The sequence below is a fragment of the Acidobacteriota bacterium genome (assembly GCA_038040445.1).
Taxonomy (GTDB): Bacteria; Acidobacteriota; Blastocatellia; order UBA7656; family UBA7656; genus Onstottus_A; species Onstottus_A frigus.
The window spans coordinates 447,292-464,392 of sequence record JBBPIG010000001.1; the positions used below are offsets into that span (position 1 = coordinate 447,292).

At 56.3% G+C, this 17,101-nt stretch carries 20 protein-coding genes; 12 read left to right on the forward strand and 8 right to left on the reverse strand.

The annotated features are described in order from the left end of the window. The first annotated feature begins 39 nt into the window (after window positions 1-39). From AABO57_02000 to AABO57_02025, 6 genes are read left to right on the forward strand one after another with little or no spacing between them, the layout of a single operon-like run. Window positions 40-1,077 (forward strand): XdhC family protein, encoded by a 1,038-nt coding sequence (locus tag AABO57_02000; GenBank protein MEK6284495.1) that lies wholly within the window; start codon window positions 40-42, stop codon window positions 1,075-1,077. Further along, the gene (locus AABO57_02005; protein ID MEK6284496.1) at window positions 1,074-1,667 is read left to right on the forward strand and encodes a nucleotidyltransferase family protein; all 594 of its coding nucleotides are present in this window, start codon (window positions 1,074-1,076) and stop codon (window positions 1,665-1,667) included. Before AABO57_02000 ends, AABO57_02005 begins: the two co-directional genes overlap by 4 nt. Before the next feature lie 2 nt (window positions 1,668-1,669). Then, a complete protein-coding gene (locus AABO57_02010; protein ID MEK6284497.1) occupies window positions 1,670-2,557 on the forward strand; it encodes a MoxR family ATPase in 888 nt (295 codons plus the stop codon). Continuing rightward, window positions 2,554-3,708 (forward strand): VWA domain-containing protein, encoded by a 1,155-nt coding sequence (locus tag AABO57_02015; GenBank protein MEK6284498.1) that lies wholly within the window; start codon window positions 2,554-2,556, stop codon window positions 3,706-3,708. Before AABO57_02010 ends, AABO57_02015 begins: the two co-directional genes overlap by 4 nt. Window positions 3,709-3,715: 7 nt before the next feature. Continuing rightward, window positions 3,716-4,795 carry an XdhC family protein gene (locus tag AABO57_02020; protein MEK6284499.1) on the forward strand — a complete coding sequence of 360 codons (1,080 nt, stop codon included), beginning with the start codon at window positions 3,716-3,718 and terminating at the stop codon, window positions 4,793-4,795. Next, complete coding sequence (locus AABO57_02025) at window positions 4,792-5,211, forward strand: iron-sulfur cluster assembly scaffold protein (protein ID MEK6284500.1); 420 nt, start codon at window positions 4,792-4,794, stop codon at window positions 5,209-5,211. Before AABO57_02020 ends, AABO57_02025 begins: the two co-directional genes overlap by 4 nt. A gap of 520 nt (window positions 5,212-5,731) precedes the next feature. Here AABO57_02025 and AABO57_02030 read toward each other — a convergent pair. The 8 genes from AABO57_02030 to AABO57_02065 all read right to left on the reverse strand — a co-directional run bounded on the left by AABO57_02030 (window position 5,732) and on the right by AABO57_02065 (window position 8,903). After that, window positions 5,732-5,866 carry a hypothetical protein gene (locus AABO57_02030; protein MEK6284501.1) on the reverse strand — a complete coding sequence of 45 codons (135 nt, stop codon included), beginning with the start codon at window positions 5,864-5,866 and terminating at the stop codon, window positions 5,732-5,734. Between the two features lie 103 nt (window positions 5,867-5,969). Further along, a complete protein-coding gene (locus AABO57_02035) occupies window positions 5,970-6,410 on the reverse strand; it encodes a hypothetical protein (protein MEK6284502.1) in 441 nt (146 codons plus the stop codon). Continuing rightward, window positions 6,385-6,972, reverse strand: coding sequence for a nucleotidyltransferase domain-containing protein (locus AABO57_02040; protein MEK6284503.1), 588 nt, complete (start codon window positions 6,970-6,972; stop codon window positions 6,385-6,387). The genes AABO57_02035 and AABO57_02040 overlap by 26 nt, the downstream gene beginning before the upstream one ends. After that, complete coding sequence (locus tag AABO57_02045; GenBank protein MEK6284504.1) at window positions 6,956-7,474, reverse strand: ankyrin repeat domain-containing protein; 519 nt, start codon at window positions 7,472-7,474, stop codon at window positions 6,956-6,958. The genes AABO57_02040 and AABO57_02045 overlap by 17 nt, the downstream gene beginning before the upstream one ends. 242 nt (window positions 7,475-7,716) lie before the next feature. Then, entirely contained in the window at window positions 7,717-8,058 is a 342-nt protein-coding gene (locus tag AABO57_02050) for an HNH endonuclease signature motif containing protein (GenBank protein MEK6284505.1), read from the reverse strand. Continuing rightward, window positions 8,051-8,293, reverse strand: a complete 243-nt coding sequence (locus AABO57_02055; GenBank protein ID MEK6284506.1) for a hypothetical protein — start codon at window positions 8,291-8,293, stop codon at window positions 8,051-8,053. The genes AABO57_02050 and AABO57_02055 overlap by 8 nt, the downstream gene beginning before the upstream one ends. A gap of 13 nt (window positions 8,294-8,306) precedes the next feature. After that, the gene (locus AABO57_02060; protein ID MEK6284507.1) at window positions 8,307-8,438 is read right to left on the reverse strand and encodes a hypothetical protein; all 132 of its coding nucleotides are present in this window, start codon (window positions 8,436-8,438) and stop codon (window positions 8,307-8,309) included. 213 nt (window positions 8,439-8,651) lie between these two features. After that, a complete protein-coding gene (locus AABO57_02065) occupies window positions 8,652-8,903 on the reverse strand; it encodes an ankyrin repeat domain-containing protein (protein ID MEK6284508.1) in 252 nt (83 codons plus the stop codon). Window positions 8,904-9,142: 239 nt separating this feature from the next. On the opposite strand from AABO57_02065, the gene AABO57_02070 reads away from it, so the two are divergent. From AABO57_02070 to AABO57_02095, 6 genes are all read left to right on the forward strand, one after another. After that, window positions 9,143-12,319: a helicase-related protein gene (locus tag AABO57_02070; protein MEK6284509.1), complete on the forward strand. Its 3,177-nt coding sequence runs from the start codon at window positions 9,143-9,145 to the stop codon at window positions 12,317-12,319. Between the two features lie 52 nt (window positions 12,320-12,371). After that, complete coding sequence (locus tag AABO57_02075) at window positions 12,372-12,569, forward strand: CopG family transcriptional regulator (protein ID MEK6284510.1); 198 nt, start codon at window positions 12,372-12,374, stop codon at window positions 12,567-12,569. Between the two features lie 87 nt (window positions 12,570-12,656). Next, window positions 12,657-12,884, forward strand: a complete 228-nt coding sequence (locus tag AABO57_02080; GenBank protein ID MEK6284511.1) for a type II toxin-antitoxin system HicB family antitoxin — start codon at window positions 12,657-12,659, stop codon at window positions 12,882-12,884. Beyond that, the gene (locus tag AABO57_02085; protein MEK6284512.1) at window positions 12,877-13,104 is read left to right on the forward strand and encodes a type II toxin-antitoxin system HicA family toxin; all 228 of its coding nucleotides are present in this window, start codon (window positions 12,877-12,879) and stop codon (window positions 13,102-13,104) included. The genes AABO57_02080 and AABO57_02085 overlap by 8 nt, the downstream gene beginning before the upstream one ends. A 35-nt stretch (window positions 13,105-13,139) precedes the next feature. Further along, complete coding sequence (locus AABO57_02090; protein MEK6284513.1) at window positions 13,140-16,544, forward strand: type ISP restriction/modification enzyme; 3,405 nt, start codon at window positions 13,140-13,142, stop codon at window positions 16,542-16,544. After that, a complete protein-coding gene (locus AABO57_02095) occupies window positions 16,541-17,092 on the forward strand; it encodes a hypothetical protein (GenBank protein ID MEK6284514.1) in 552 nt (183 codons plus the stop codon). Before AABO57_02090 ends, AABO57_02095 begins: the two co-directional genes overlap by 4 nt. Window positions 17,093-17,101: the final 9 nt, after the last annotated feature.

Sequence of the window (17,101 nt, forward strand, 5' to 3'; positions counted from 1 at the left end):
GCTGTCGATCGCCGGTCTTCACGTAGAAAACTGGCGCAAATGAAGACGATGTGGAAAGACATCCTCGATCAGGCTACCCGGTTGCGCGCTGAAGAAGAGCCGTTCGTCATCGCCACCGTCGTAGCTTACAAGAGCCCTCAGTCGGCGAGGCCCGGATCGAAGGCCATCATACTTCCTGACGGCTCGATCAACGGCTGGATCGGCGGCGGGTGCGTTCAGCCCATCGTCATTCGCGAAGCTCTGAAGGCTCTGCACACAGGCGAGCCAAAGCTCGTAAGTATCAGCCCCGACTCTGCGCACGATGACTGGAAAGGAGTCGAATCACATCAGATGACTTGTCACGGTGGCGGCTCGCTCGAGATCTACCTGGAACCTGTGCTTCCCAAACCCGCGCTTCTGATCGTCGGCAATTCACCAATTGCGCAGATTCTTTCCGGACTCGGCAAGCTGCTCGACTTCAAGGTGTCTGTCGCTGATCCCGACGCGACTCACGAGCGATTCCCGGAGGCTGACCTCGTACTGACGGATCTCAGTGCGGCAAGGAACCGCCTAGATTCAGCCAGCTACGTAGTGGTCGCGACGATGGGAACCGGCGACGAGGAGGGTCTTGAAGCAGTCGCCGGCACAACTCCGAAATACCTCGGTCTCGTCGCAAGCGCAAAGAAAGCAAAAGCGCTGTTTCAATATCTTCAAGACAAAGGTGTGCCCGCCAAAGATCTCGACCGGGTAAGGTGCCCGGCCGGGCTCAGTCTGGGAAGCGAGACGCTGCCCGAGATCGCGCTCAGCGTTATGGCGGAGATAGTTCAGTTGCGAAGGGCCGTTACGCAGCCGGCGGCTCAACCGGGCAAGCCAGGGTTGAATCTGCCGGTCATGATTAGCACAACGTCGGCTGAGGCGTCGCCAGAGCCAACCTCTGAAGCGCGCGATCCTGTGTGTGGGATGACCGTCGATCCGGCGAGCGCGAAATACAAGTCACACGTCGAGGACGCGACCGTTTACTTCTGCTGCATTCGATGTAAGGAATCGTTTGACCGGTCGCCCGAATCCTATCGGACACAAAGCGTTGGTGGGCTATGAGGAAATTCATTTCCGGGCTGGTTCTAGGCGCTGGAGCGTCAACCCGCCTCGGGCAGCCTAAGCAGCTTCTGCCATACCGAGGGACAACCTTGCTCGAATGGGTTGTCGGGCAGGCTCGGCGAGCCCCCGCGCTTGATGAGGTTGTCGTTGTCCTTGGCCGAGCGGCTGAGGAAGTCCGCAAGCAGGTGGACTTCGGCGGCGCAAAGGTCGTCGACAATCCAGTGTTCGGCGAAGGGTGCGCTTCTTCGTACCGCGCCGGCATAGGGGCAATCGACGCGAAGTCAGACGCCATAATGATCCTTCTCGGCGATCAACCCGGAGTTAGTGCCGAAATAATAGACCGAGTGGCTGAAGTCTACAGGCAACGCGTCAATCAGATTGTGCTGGCTTCTTATCGCGGACGAAAAGGTCACCCGATGCTTTTTGCGCAGCCGTTGTTTGACAAGTTGGTTGAGTTGCACGGGGACAAGGCAGCGTGGAAGCTCGTTGACGCGAACCCCGGCCTGGCCGGCGCAGCGGAGTTCGATCTTCCCTTCCCTGAAGACATCAACACGCGCGAGGACTTCGAGCGTTTATCCGAAGCGAGGTAGCTTTGAGAGAAGAGGTTCGGCAGATCCAGGAGTTGCTCGAGCAACAAGCCTACGTTACGGACGCCGCCGTCGCCACATCGTTGTACCTTGCGATGGCGCTCGGCAAGCCGTTGTTGATTGAAGGCCCCGCGGGCGTTGGCAAGACCGAGATCGCGAAGGTGCTCGCCAGCGCGCTGGACACGCAATTGATAAGGCTTCAGTGCTACGAAGGCTTGGACGCCAACACCGCGCTTTATGAATGGAACTACCCCAAGCAGATGCTTCATATCAAGCTGCAGGAGTCTACACCGGGTGCCGCGGCTGAAAAAGAAGCGTCGATCTTCAGCGAGCCATTCCTTCTGAAGCGTCCGTTGCTCCAGGCAATAACCGATCCGGTTCGCTCTCCTGTACTGTTGATTGACGAAGTAGATCGCAGCGATGAGGAATTCGAGGCCTTCTTGCTGGAGGTACTCTCGGAGTTTCAGGTCACCATTCCCGAGATCGGCTCGATTGCGGCGACGCATCGGCCGCACGTCGTGCTTACGTCGAATCGCTCGCGCGAGCTTTCCGATGCGTTGAAACGCAGATGCCTTTATCTTTGGATTGACTACCCGTCGTTCGACAAGGAGTTGCAGATCGTCCGCAGCAAAGTGCCCGCAATCAGCGAGGCGCTTTCTTCCGAGCTGACGCGCGTGATCCAGGCCGCTAGAGCGCTCAATCTGTCTAAGGTTCCCGGCGTCGCGGAGACGCTCGACTGGGCGGCCTCTCTCGTTGCATTAAACACGACGCACCTCGATCGGGAAGTAGTCAGCGAGACGATGGGTTGCTTCCTCAAGGACGAGGCAGACCTGCGCAAGTTTGAAACTGAGGCCGGCCATCGCCTCGATGAAATGATGAGTCCCGGGTCATGAATGAACCAGCGAGCGAGTCTGTTCTCACCAACACCGTCCTATTCTGTCGCGCGTTGAGGGAGCGGGGCATCGCGGTAACGCCGGCTTCAGCAGTGGCCGCAGCCAAAACCTTGAGCCTGATCGACCTGGACGACCGCCAGGAAACCTTCTTGAGTTTGAGAAGCGTGCTTACATCGCGTGTCGAGGAGTTCGAGGTTTTTGCGGAGATCTTTGAACAGTTCTGGAGTGGACTTGGTCACAATGCGCAGCCGCAAAAGATCGTCGAGCGCGAAACTCATTCCAGTATTGACCGCCGAGTTCGGCCTTCTTCGCTTGAGTATGCGCAGAAGGGGTTGTCTTTCTTCCTCGAGAACTGGGGCGCCTCGTCGAATGATTCCGAGCATATCAACATGCCTGCCGCGAGCAACCTCGACGCCGGCACGGAAAAGGACTTCAGCCTGTTTGGCGCGGACGAGCTTCAAGAGATCGCCCGTCTGGCGAGGAGAATCGTCAGGAAGCTCGCTTCGAAACCGAGCCGCCGGTGGAAGCCGGTCCGAAAGGGATCGAGAGTCAATCTGCGTGGGTCATTTCGGGCGTCTCTGAGGACTGGCGGGGAGTTAGTGGAGCTCTCGTTCAAGCAACGCAAACAGAAGAAGACCAAACTGGTAGTGATATGCGATGTGTCCGGGTCGATGGATTTGTACAGCCGGCTGCTTCTTCAATTCGTCCACGCGCTCCAAAACAGTCTTGCGCGGGTCGAAACGTTTGTGTTCAGCACGTCACTCGAACGGATAACCGGACACTTGAAGAACAAGGACTACGAGCGAGCGCTTGAGTCGCTGAGCAAGACGCGTGGGTGGTCCGGTGGCACTCTCATCGGTCCGAGCCTCGCCGCCTTCGATTCCGGCTGGCCGAGACTGGTTGATAAGCGGACCATAGTAATTATCTTGAGCGACGGGTGGGACACTGGGGAACCGGAACACCTTGCCGCGTCGCTTGCAAGCTTGAAGAGACGTGCAGGAAGGCTGATCTGGCTGAACCCGCTGCTGGCTAGTCCTGACTACAGACCGCTGACTCGCGGAATGCAGGCCGCGCTTCCGTATCTGGATCTGTTTGCGCCGCTACATAACCTGCAGAGCTTGCGGGCGCTGGAGCGACACCTCGTTTTGTGAACCGAATATGGAAGACGTGTTCGATCAGATTGAGAACCTCGCCAAGATCGATAAGCGAGTTGCGATGGTCACGCTGGTCGCGACCCGCGGCACGAGCCCCAAAAAAGAGGGAGCCAAGATGTGGGTTGGTGAAAAGGGCCACCTGTTGGGCTCGGTGACCATGGGCGGGTGCGTGGACGCGCGGGTGATCGAGGCGTCAGAACAGACCATCGCTTCCTTCGAACCGCGGATGCTGTCCATGAACCTCGGCGAAGAGGACGCATGGGAGGGCGGGTTCACATGCGCGGGAACCATAGACATAATGATCGAACCTGTGGATCTTGCGAACCCCGAAGACCATCTGCGCAACCTCTACCGGGCAGTTCGTGGTGAGGTTGAAAAGGGAAGGTGCGTAGTGGTGGCTACGCCGCTGGACCGGCCGGCGTCCAAGTTCATCGTGTATGACGACGGACGAGCAGCCGGCACTCTCGGGAGTCCCGAGCTTGATCGGGAGGCTCGGGAGATCGCGCTCGATCTGATTCAGAGGCGCGCTTCTCGCACCGTCGCGCTCGATTCGACTCGAGCTTCGACTGACGTATTCTTCGAGGTGCACGGCCCGTCGCCGACGCTGATCGTATTTGGCGCGGGGCACGTTTCGATGCCGTTGGTAAGCCTGGCAAAGAACCTCGGGCTGAAAACGATTGTCGTGGATGGCCGGCCCCGCTTTGCAACGAGGGAACGGTTCCCCGACGCGGATGAGTTGCTGGTCGGAATCCCATCCGAGATTGCTCGCGCGCTGCGCTACACTTCATCAACTCTTGTCGTCCTTGCTGCGCACGATTACAAGTACGATATTCCGGTGCTGAAGATTGTCTTGAGCACCGAGGCTCCCTACATAGGAATGTTGAGCAGCAAGCGAAGGGGCGAGGCTATCTTGAAGTTCCTCAGGGAAAGCGGCGTGGGTGCGCAAGCGCTCGATCGCGTGCGTGTGCCTACAGGTCTGGATATCGGAGCGGCGACCGCGAGCGAGATAGCTTTGAGCATCCTGGCTGAAGCGGTGGCCGTTAGGTCAGGCAGGCCGGGAACGCCCTTGAGAAATAGAGATTGAGAGAAACTATGGCCGCGCTCTACAGCGAGGTGATCCTCGACCACTTCCGGAACCCTCGCAATTACGGCAGCCTGCCGTGTCCGGACATAACTCACGAAGGTCTCAATCCACTGTGCGGCGACCGGATCAGGATTGAATTGAAGCTGCGAGACGGCGTAATAACAACGGTCCGGTTCCAGGGGGACGGCTGTGCAATCAGCCTCGCAGCGGCTTCGCTGCTCACTGAGTTGATTGTGGATGCGGACATAGACACCGGGGAGGTAGTCTCAAACGCCACGCTGCTTTCATCGTTAAAGAGCGACATCAAGCCTGCCCGAATGAAGTGCGCGCTGCTACCACTCGAAGTGCTTCGGGAAGGGGTCAAGATTCACAGGCAACGCCGGGAATACCCCCAACTTCAGTTGGGGGATCGTTAAGTCCAGCCTACGGGAGCACGGCGCTTCTCCTCTCCGCCGATGTTTAGCTCCTCTCCCGCGGCGCCACTCGCGGCGCGAGTGGCGCCGCGGGAGAGGACCGGGACAATCGTCATCCACAACGCGTAGGCCGAACCTAAAGATCCCCCAACTGAAGTTGGGGGTATTTTCCGGGAATTTTCACACGATCTATGAAGTTGGTGCTTTGACAGTCTTTCAGCAGCCTGCCAGGTGGAAGCTCGCTTGAGTTCGCCGCTCTATGTTGGATTGCTTGTTCCGCTCTTATGGATACCTGGACTGAACCTGTCCCCACGCGTCAGATACGTCAGCCTTATGAATGGCTTGATAGAGGGCGGAATTGTCACCGGCTGGAGAACTGCACGACACACCGGGCAGGAGCGAAAGAAGGAGTATGAGTATGGAATACCTCGCTAGATTTGGCCGTGTGTTTGTGAGTGTCATAAATTTCCAGAACCAACGTGAAGCTCCTGACGACAGCGAGGTAGCCGACGGGCTGGGCGCTCTACTCTGACTCGAACCCGTGACTCGTGAACCTCAGCGTTCGGCTATTCTCAGTAACGGTCCGTACCACAGGCTCGGGCGCGCCGCCGGGCAGTTCAAGCGCCTCGCCGACGCGTTCGTGATTGCTGACGGTCATTGCTTACTCCTGCTCTAGATTATCCAATCAGAATCCGAGGCATTTGTTTGCGCGCGACCCGCTTAGTTGAGCGGTCGATGGGATTGTTGCCTCGAGCTTCAATCTACGGCGCGAGTTGCGGATGATTCTCCTTCAGCCAGTCGGTGACGTATTCACGAAACGCTTTGACGAATGTGATCAATTCAAGCGCATCTTGATCGGTCGCCACGCCAGCCATATCGTATTCCGCGGTGTTCCGCTTTCTGCGGCAAGTCTCCAGGTAGTCAGCATCATCTTTTCGTTCGTCACCCAGGATCAACGGTAAGGCGGCGATCGCTCTGTAGTGTTGCAGCGTTCTCTCAGCACGGAAACCTGAAGCGTGAAGCAAGATCATGCACAGCTTGAGCGCGCCGTTGTAAGCGATGCCGAAACGCCAGTCCGCCGAAATGTCGCCTTCAGCATCGGCAAGGTCGCGCTCCACGATCGCCATCAAGCCAGCGATTTCTTGCCTGCTGGGATTGTGGGGCCGCAACCAACCGTTATCGGCCCATTGCTTCAAGCTCATCTTCGTTTCCAATCACAAACAACCGCGGTGCGCTCAGCACCGAGGTTAGGAAATGATCGCGGGCCTTTCTCCGGCGGGCAACCTCCTGCGTGGTCATCACGTGAGGGTTGATTTCGCGCCCGAGTTTGGTGGCGACGCCCGAAAGCAGCTTGCCCAACTGCCGGAGACTGACGTTACCTATGACCATCAGATCCACGTCGCTCTGTGCTTTTTCCGTTCCGCCGGCAAGCGAGCCAAATACGAAGGCGAGCACGATTCCTCGGTCTTCCAGGGCTGCGCGCAGAACGTCTACAAGCCCGCTGGTCTTGAGCACCAGATTGTGAATGTCCGGATAGAGGGGGTGCTCGTTGTTCGCACGATAGTAAAGACGATTCCCATCTCGGCTCGCCCGGACCACGCCGATGCGAGTGAGTCTCTTGAGTTCCTGCCGCACGGTTGCATCGTTGAGCGCCGCCTGTCGTCCGATCTCGCGCACGTGAAGCTCGCGGCCTTCAGTTGCGAAGAGCAACCGAAAGATCTCGGCCTTGACCCGCGAGGAGAGCAGTTCAACCAACGTATCCATAATGCGTGTTCATACCACGCAACTGCGTGGTTATACCACTCAACATATTGGCACACCACTGAGTGCCGGTAGCCGGATTCAAGCGGCTAGCCCCGCTTTCAAGCAGGGCTCCGATGATTTCGGGATTGCCTTCCGACATCGCGTGCTCCAAAGGCGTAAACCCGGCATCATCTTTGAAGTTGACCTTCGCTCCTTTTTCTAAGAGGACTCTTACTATCTCTGGTTGTTTCTCGACGATTGCCACTACCAGAGGCGCCGGTGGGGTTTTCGAGCTGTAACTAGTAGGTCGCTCCAGGATGCCCGGCCTTATGAGGTTCGAGTCAGGGTTAGCGCCTTGATCCAGCAGTCTGCGCACGGTTGCAACATCAGCCTTGTGAATAGCTTGATAGAGAGCGGAATTGTCACCGGCCGTCGTACAGCACAACATTCCCGGCAGGAGCGAAAAAAGGAGTATGAGTATGGAATACTCCGCTAGATTTGGCCGTGTATTTGTCAGTGTCAAACAAAAGTCCCCACTGCGATTTCCGGCCGTCCACGTAAGACCATCTGATCTCCGGGCCTTGGATTTCATTGTATGCCGAGGGCGGGACTCGAACCCGCACGGGCGTTGCCGCCCAGAGGATTCTAAGTCCCGTCGTTATCGGTTCGAGCTGACCGATTCGGGCTCGGTTGGAGGATGGTCGCCTGTCGCGAACAGTACGCGCCGCATGTTGATCAATCCTTCTCGGTTCAGCTTGAGCGCCGCTACGGTTGCTCTCTCCCAGTCGTGCCTTGCACTCTTGTGTAGTCTCCGCTCCACGCGAAGTGATCACTCCAACTCTCTTCTCGTGGATTGAACAACGAAGCCGGAAAGCCCGTCGCCGGATCACGGGCGACAGTCTTGATTGCCTTGTGACTGTTGCAGCCTTGGCACGCCAATACCAGATTCGATTCGACGGTCGGCCCACCAGTGTAGCGTGGCGAGATGTGTTCGACCGAAAACGATTGGGGCGAAAACCTTGATTGACTGCGGCAATACTCGCAGCACCCTCTGGCTCGATCCGCCACCAGCCGAGTCACGCTGACCGGAATGTACTCGCTAGGCATTCTCCGGGAACCTGATACCCAATTGATCCATCAGCGCCGTCAAGGTTGTACCACGCAGCTTGGCTAGATCGGCCAGCGCCTCAAGTCTCTCAGCGTGCAACTGCTCGGCTCGATCAGACAGAGTTAAAAGTTCTTCTGCTTCTGCTTCGGACAGCGAGCTGTTATCCCGCTTCGCTTCCAACTCGCAAAGCCGAGCCATCAATTCCGCGGGAAGAGCCTCGTTAATTCGCTCCAACAGTTTCGATTCCTCAGGCTCGAGATGAGGCGCCCTTCGCGCGGCCCCAAAGCGCTATCACGTGAGGCACAAGCTTCTCCAGCTCCGCGGGGCTTAGTTGCTTCATCGCTGAAAGTATCTGCTCGCTTGAAAGACTACCAGCCATCGATTTACCCACTGCCTCCACATCCGGGCCCTGGGATCTAAGGACCGGCCCGAGCCCAGCCTCGATAAGAACTACCTCTTTTTACCACCAACTACCGAGCACAAACAACTGACCACTGACCACCGCTGACGCCTCAGGGCTTCCACTCTCTGATCCCCTCAATCGTCTTGCCCATCGAGCGCGCCTCCTCCTCGATAAAGCTCTTGAAGAAGTCTACCATTCGCTGGTTGTAGTGCGGATGACCTCGTTATGCCACTGCGAGCCCGGTCTTATGATTGTCGAGTTAGGGTTGGCGCCTTGATCGAGTAATTTGCGCACGGCTGCAACGTCATTTTTCTGAATGGCTTGATAGAGGGCGGAGTTATCACCGGCTGGAGAACTGCACGACGAACCGGGCAGGAGCGAAAGTAAGAGTATGAGTATGTAATAAGCCGCTAGCTTTGGCCGTGTGTTTCTCAGGGTCATAAATTTCCAGAACCAAGTCTAGAGAACTTTCCTGAAAGCGAAGATCAATAAACCCGATCCCGTACTCGAATGCAAGGCTTCGATCTTAACTTGCATTCGAGTAAGGAGGCTAAACTCTCTCCGCCTTGCGAAGGCAAGCGCTAGTTGGTTTTGGGATGGGGTGGTATCATCCTTCGTCACCACAGCGTTTCTGCCGAGACCGGCGTGCCAGATTGTTCTCTCTGAATCTAAGAGCAGCCATGCCCAAACGCACCAGCCTCACAGGCAGCGAACTTTTCATCGTGGATAACAGCGACCACGACTGGAAGGCAATGCGCTACCTGCACGACTGGTGTCAGCTCTCCGAGCGCATCGACATCGCGACAGGCTACTTCGAGATTGGCGCGCTCTTGGGACTGAAGGACGAATGGCAGAAGGTAGATCTGATTCGCGTGCTGATGGGCGACGAAGTCTCGCTTCGCACCCGGCATACATTTCAACAAGGTCTTCAGCGGGTGACGGCCCGGCTCGATGAGAGCCTTGAGACCGAGAAGGAGAAGAACGACTTTCTCTCTGGTGTCCCGGCAATCGTTGAAGGAATCCGTTCAGGCAAGATCATATGCAAGGTCTACCGCAAAGATAAGTTTCACGCGAAGGCTTACATCACACACGCGCGCCTGGAAGTCGTTGGCTCATCTGCATTGGTCGGTTCGTCGAATTTCACGTATCCCGGTCTCACTGAGAACATCGAGCTCAATGTTCAGATCACTGGTGCGCAGGTGAATGTGCTTCAGGAGTGGTACGACGAGCATTGGAACGCAGCGGAAGATGTGACGGCGGAGATCCTTCGAGTTCTCGAACGGCAGATTCACGAATACTCGCCGTTCGAAGTCTACGCAAAGTCCTTGCAAGAATACTTTCGCGGTCACGAGATGTCCGTCGAAGAGTGGGAGATTGGCGATCCTAACAAGGGTGGGTCGCGCCTCTACAAGAAGCTCGACCAGTATCAGCAGGAAGGCTATCAGTCGCTGATGAAGATCGCGCGAAAGTATCGCGGCGCTTTCCTCTGCGATGGCGTCGGACTCGGAAAGACATTCATCGGCATGATGGTGATCGAGCGTCTGGTCGAAAAGGATCGCAAGCGCGTCGCCTTGTTCGTGCCAAAGTCCGCGCGCAAGCCGGTTTGGGAAAAAGCGCTTCGCCGCTACCTTCCAAACTTGAGCGGCGACTTCTCGAACCTCGTGATCTTCAATCACACGGACCTCAATCGCGGTGGCGAGACCGCAGAGCGGCTTGATCGAATAAGAGAGATGGCCGATGTCGTAGTAATAGACGAAGCTCATCATTTCCGAAACCCCGGCATCGAGGGCCGGGGCGCCAAGCGGCCTTCCCGCTACCGCAAGCTCTTTGAGATCCTTGAAGGCAAAGACCTCTATCTACTTACCGCTACGCCGATCAACAATCGCCTGGTCGATCTGCAGCACATGATGGAACTCTTTTCGCGGCGCGAGGCTGATTATTTCAAGGTCGCTCCCTTGGGCATTCACTCTTTGCCCGGCCACTTCCGAACGATGGAGAAACAGCTCGAACGAATGTTGGCGCAGCGTGACGGCGACGAAGCCATTGAGACGAATCAGGTCGAAGCTGAGCAAATCCTATCTAACGACACACTCTTCAGAGAATTGGTAGTGCAGCGCAGCCGCGCCTACGTCAAGGCCAGCCAGGTCCAGCAAGGCGTGCCACTGACCATGTTCCCCGTCCGTGAAGACCCGCAGGTTGCGGCATACTCGGTAAAGAAAACGTATGGGCGGCTGCTTTCAATGATGGACAAGGCCTTTGCCAAAACAAAGCCTTTGTTCTCCCTTGCGATGTACGATCCCCTAGCGTTCTTGAAGGTGTCTGATGAAGAACTCGATCCGCTGGAGGTAGGACGCCAGAAGCAAGTCGTTGCGCTGATCCGCACTCAGTTTCTCAAACGCTTCGAGAGTTCCGCTTACTCATTCAACCAGTCATGCGAGATGTTGCTCGGTAAGCTGCTTGCCTTCGTGATGAAGTATGGCACTCCCAGCGAAAAGTCGCGGCTCGAGCGCTGGAAGGCCCAGCACTCCGATCGAATGGGCTTCATACGCACTGGTCAGCCCGATCTCTTCACAGACCAGCTCGACCTTGGCGAGCAGCCGGATCAGGACAGCTTCGACGACCTCGTTACCGAAGAGATGCTGGAGGAGTTGGAAGACCTGCCTCGCGAGAAATACAGAGTCGCAGACATGATCGGTGAGACCTTTCTCGATCTCGACCAGATTATTGAGTTTCTCGAGGAGCTCAAGAAGTTCAAGCCGTCGAACGACGATAAGCTGCTTGCCTTGATCAAACTTCTAAAGTCCGAGTCGGTCCTGAAGAAGCACAAGGTTCTGATCTTTACCGAATACCGAGACACCGCGCGCTACTTGCTAGAACAACTCGAAGCCAACGGCATCGCTGGCGTTGAGGAGATTGACAGCGGAACAAAAGAAGATCGCGGCCAGCTCATTCAACGGTTCTCGCCATACTACAACGAATCATCGAGCAGCGAGTTGGCGGAAAGCGGACAGGAAGAGATACGAATCCTGATCTCCACCGACGTTCTATCGGAAGGCTTGAACCTTCAAGACGCCACACGCTTGATCAACTACGACCTGCACTGGAATCCCGTGCGACTAATGCAGCGCATCGGGCGCGTTGATCGGCGAATGAACGAAGAAACCGAAGGCCGCATCCTCGCGGATCATCCCGACCAGAAGAGCATTCGCGGAACAGTCGCCTTCTGGAATTTCCTTCCGCCCGATGAACTGGATGACCTATTACGCCTCTACAGCAAAGTCAGCCACAAGACGCTGCGAATCTCTCGAACCTTTGGCATCGAAGGCAAGAAGCTGCTCAAGCCCGACGACGACTTCGAGGCGCTCCGTGATTTCATCCATGCGCACGAAGGCGAGACGACGCCAATCGAGACGATGCACCTTGAGTATCAGAAGCTCTTACAAGACTATCCCGAACTGGCATCGCGGTTAGATAACCTTCCTGGCCGGGTGTTCAGCGGGAAGGAGCATCCCTCACCGGGCACGAAGGCTGTCTTCTTCTGCTACACGCTGCCGGCTCCGCGCGCGGGCCTTACTGAAGCCGAGAACGCCAATGTCGGCGAATGGACCGAAGAGGCCGGGCGCACTGCCTGGTACCTTTACGATCTCGCGAGCGGCGCAGTCGTCGAAGAGCCAACAGAAATCGTTGGCGTTATTCGCAGCACTCCTGAAACACCGCGCCGCCGCACCATCGAACACGCGACGCTCGCTGAGATCCGAACGAAGATCGAGAAGCACATTAAGAACAGCTATCTCAAAAAAGTTCAAGCGCCGGTTGGCGTGAAGCCGGTGCTGAAGGCCTGGATGGAGGTGTCCTGATTCGCTATTGCGCGTGCTAGAATTGCGGAACGAGGAGCAAGAAAGAGATCCTATGAAAACCACAATTCAAACCGAACTACCGGATGAGCTAGTCTCTCAAGCCCGCTCCTTGGTCGATCAGGGGTGGGCCGGAGACTTCGACGAACTGCTGACAGACGCCCTCCGTCGTTATCTGGAATCGCACTCTTCGGAGCTGTCTGAATCGTTCATCCGACAGGATGTCGCCTGGGGCTTGAGCGGCCATGAGTGATGACGCTCCGCCGGTGGTTGTCCCCGACACGGGACTCACGCGAAGGATAACTTGCTTTAGAAGTTTCAAACGATAGGGAGCCGACAGATGCCACAAACCCTTCAACTCACCGCAGTCATTCAACGCGAAGATGATGCCTACGTAGCACTGTGCCCAGAACTTGATATCGCGAGCCAGGGCGACACGGTCGAAGAAGCACGCGAGAATGTCATTGAAGCCATCGAACTTTTCCTGGAGAGCGCTGACTCGTCAGAGATTAAGCGGCGATTGCACCCAGAAGTATACGTCACGCGTTTGGAGGTCGCCGTTGGGTAAGCTGCGCGCGCTTTCTGGAAGAGATGTATGCGCGATTCTCACCCGTCACGGCTTCGTGGAAGTACGTCAGCGAGGCAGCCACGTAGTCATGCAACGGCGGACTGAGGACTCAACCATTACCGTCCCGGTTCCTCGACACGCTTCGCTCAAACCAGGGACACTGAAATCAATAATCCGTCAGTCAGAGTTGCCACGCTCTCTATTTGAGACCGAGCAGTAAAAGAAAAAGAGAGATTCCATCTTTCAAGGACGCGAATGACCGACAACGGATTGGACCTGAGAGCGGTTAAGACCTTCCCTTCACTTGTAAAGTATCTTCGCGATGAACTCGATTGGCCCATCGAATCCGATGATGTTGAAGACCTGACCTTTGACTACGAACCGGAAGAACTCGGACTCGATGCCAAGACCGCCGTTAAGATCAAAGAGATTAAACAACTCCGTCCGCTGGCCAGCAATCAGCCGTGGGGGATCTTCTTCATCAACTTCGAGCCGAAGCAGTTGCCCATCGTCGCATTGCGGCGGATTCTGCGTGCTCTCGTCTTCAAGAAGCGCGTGTCAGGTAGTCGAGCCCAACAAAAGACATGGCAGCTCAACGACCTGTTGTTCATCTCTTCTTACGGCGACTCATCCGAGCGAGCGATCACGTTGGCGCACTTTTCTGAGGACTCACGATATGGCGACTTGCCGACTCTTCGCGTGCTCGGGTGGGATGCACAGGACACAGTACTGCATCTTGAAGACGCCGAGCAGACCCTGAAAGCAAAACTGCACTGGCCCGACAACGCAGCCGACGTTGAGTCGTGGCGGTCAACCTGGGCATCCGCTTTCACCTTGCGTCCTCGCGAGGTCGTCAGAACCTCCAGGGAACTCGCGGTCAAGCTCGCAGACCTCGCCACCGTAATTCGCGAGCGTGCAAACAAAGTCCTCGCGATCGAATCGGCTTCGGGACCGTTTCGAAAACTTCACCAGGCGTTTCAGGAAGCGCTGATCCACGATCTGAGCCAGGACGACTTCGCGGACATGTACGCGCAGACCATCGCTTACGGGCTCTTGACCGCTCACGTGTCACGGCCTGCCGGTCTTGTGGCTGAGAACATCGTTGACATAGTGCCGAACACCAACCCGTTCCTGAAGGAACTGCTAGGCACGTTCCTCCGTGTTGGCGGACGCAAGGGAAAGATTGATTTCGATGAGCTTGGCATCAACGAGGTCGTGGAGCTTCTGCGCAACGCAGACATGGATGCGGTGCTGCGCGACTTCGGCGACCGCAACCCGAACGAAGACCCGGTCATTCACTTCTATGAGCTGTTCCTGAAAGAGTACGATCCCGTGAAGCGAATGAAGCGCGGTGTCTTCTATACCCCTCGTCCCGTTGTCAGCTTCATCGTTCGTAGCGTGGACGAAATACTGCGCACTGAGTTCGGGCTCGAAGACGGACTCGCCGACGTCACGACGTGGGGCGATATGGCGGAACGTAACGCTGAATTGCTAATACCGGAAGGTGTTTCGCCAGAAGCGCCGTTCGTCCAGATTCTCGATCCCGCGACAGGCACAGGAACTTTTCTGGTGGAGGTTATCGAAGTCATTCACAAGACGATGGTCGAGAAGTGGCGCAAGCAGGGTGTCGGCGTGTACGACGTACGCCTAAAGTGGGATGACTACGTTCAGAGAGATCTGTTGCCGCGTTTGTACGGCTTCGAGTTGATGATGGCGCCTTATGCCATCGCCCACATGAAGATTGGTCTGAAGCTGAGAGAGACGGGCTATAGTTTTCTCTCCAGCGAACGCGCCCGGGTCTACTTAACCAACACGCTCGAAGAGCCGAAGGATTTCTCGGATTACTTCGAGCAGATGGCGCCCGCGCTAGCGCATGAGGCGTATGCTGCAAACAAGATCAAGCGACGCAACTCTACGACCGTTATCATAGGCAATCCTCCATATGCTGGTCACTCGACGAACACCGGGCAGTGGATTAACGACTTGTTGAGGGGCAAGGACACGCTGAGCGGCGAGAAGACTGGCAACTACTTTGAAGTCGATGGCAAGCGGCTTGATGAACGAAATCCTAAGTGGCTCAACGACGACTACGTCAAGTTCATGCGTTATGGTCAGCGGCGAATTGAACAGTCAAGGCTAGGAGTGCTCGCTTTCATCACAAATCATGGCTACTTCGATAATCCCACGTTTCGTGGCATGAGGCAGAGTCTCTTGTCGACGTTCTCGGCTGGCTACGTTCTGGATCTTCACGGGAACGTAAAGAAAGGACTACGCGCTATAGTCGATCAGAACGTGTTCGACATCCAGCAGGGCGTCGGGATTGGGATATGGGTGACGTCGGGAGCTACCAAGGCTGGACATCGCGTTAGCCATTCTGAGGTGACCGGAGATCGGGTGGAGAAATATCAGTGGCTTCAGGACCGCACGGTACTGTTGAACCAGTATTCAAAGGTCGAGCCAAGCGCCCCCTTTTACGTGTTCGTACCTCAGGAAAAGACGATTCGTGAGGAGTTTGCGAGAGGCACTAGCCTGGTAGACGTCTTTAGAGCCAGTACAATGGGAGTAACGACCGGCAGAGACCAGCTTTGCATAAGCTTCACGTCGCAGGAGTCACTGGAAAAGCTGGCTGACTTTACTTCCGACTTACCAGAGATTGAACTAGCTAACCGCTATGGTCTGTCTAACAAGTCCGGATGGAACATCGCAAAGGCCCGACGCGCGATTAGATCTGCTGGTTTTTCGAAGCGCGGTTGCCAGGCATTTGCCTACAGACCGTTTGATGTCCGCGTCTTGTATCTGGACTCGTCAATCGTAGGCAGACCGCGACTTGAAGTGATGAAACAGATGCTGGAGCCGGACAATCTTGGGCTTTGCACAACACGCCAAGTGAATGGCGAGTTCCGGCACGTTTTCTGCGCACGCTGTCCGACGAATGATTGCCTAGTTTCCCTTGCCTCGGGCGAGCGGACATATTTGTTTCCACTTTACTCAGGGGGAGGTCGGCATGGAATGCTGGGGCACCTCAACCGGGAATCAAATCTAATTCCGACATTCGTCAAACACTTTGCGAGGCATCTCGGGATCCAACAAGAGGCTGAGGAGGGTGCACTAAGCCGCGACATCTTTTGTTACTTCTACGCTTTGCTTTACAGTCCGGCGTATCGCAGGAGGTACTCTGAATTTCTGAAAATAGAATTCCCGCGCGTGCCGCTGACCACTAGCGTCGATCTGTTCCGAGCTTTAGCTTGCCTCGGCGCCGAACTCGTCTCCCTGCACCTGCTGGAGTCCCCGAAGCTTGGCCGACCACTCACGACCTACACAGGTCCCTCGCATTCCGAGGTCGAGAAAGTCTCTTATGCAGGCCACACTGTGTGGCTCGACAAGGCGCAGACGCGAGGCTTCAAGGGTGTTCCAGAATCTGTATGGAGCTTTCACGTGGGCGGCTATCAAGTCTGCGAGAAGTGGCTCAGGGACCGGCGTGGACGCACGCTCTCCGACGAAGACATCACGCACTACCAGCGCGTCGTTGTTGCGCTCAACGAGACCATCCGCCTGATGGGAGAGATCGACACGGTGATAGAAGAGCACGGCGGCTGGCCGCTCGTCGGCAGTCAGGATGTGCCCAAGCCATCAGAACCCGATCAACTCCCTTTCTCGTGACGGCTTCACCGGAAGATCTCGGTGAAGCCGAAGCTGACACAAAAGAAAAACCAAAGAAGGTCGCGCGCCCAAAACCGGAGAAGCCAACCGCTTCATCACCCACATTGGATGACTTCGACCGCGACGCGTTGATCGCCGCAATCCGAGAAGTCTTCTCTCAGAACTCCGAGCTTGACCGCGACTCAGCGATTCGCGAAGTCGCTCACGCGCTTGGGTTCGGGCGTACCGGATCAAAAATCGCAGAGGCCATCGACTCCGCGCTGATCGCAGCCGCCAAGCGCGGAGTGATTCAGAACAACCGCGGCTACTTGTCGTTGTTGACGCGAAGCATCGGCGACTACTCGCGAGGCGAGATGATCAACACTTTGCTTTCGGTGATGGGAGTCGTCTGGTGGGAACGTGAAGAAGCGATCCGCGCCGCCGCCCGTCATCTTGGCTTCAAGCGAACCGGTTCGTTGATTAGAGACGCATTCAAATCAGCAATCAACGGGGCCATCCGCCGCGGCCTGCTCGAATCCACTGGTTCAATGATTCGCAAGTGTAGGTAGCCACGAGAG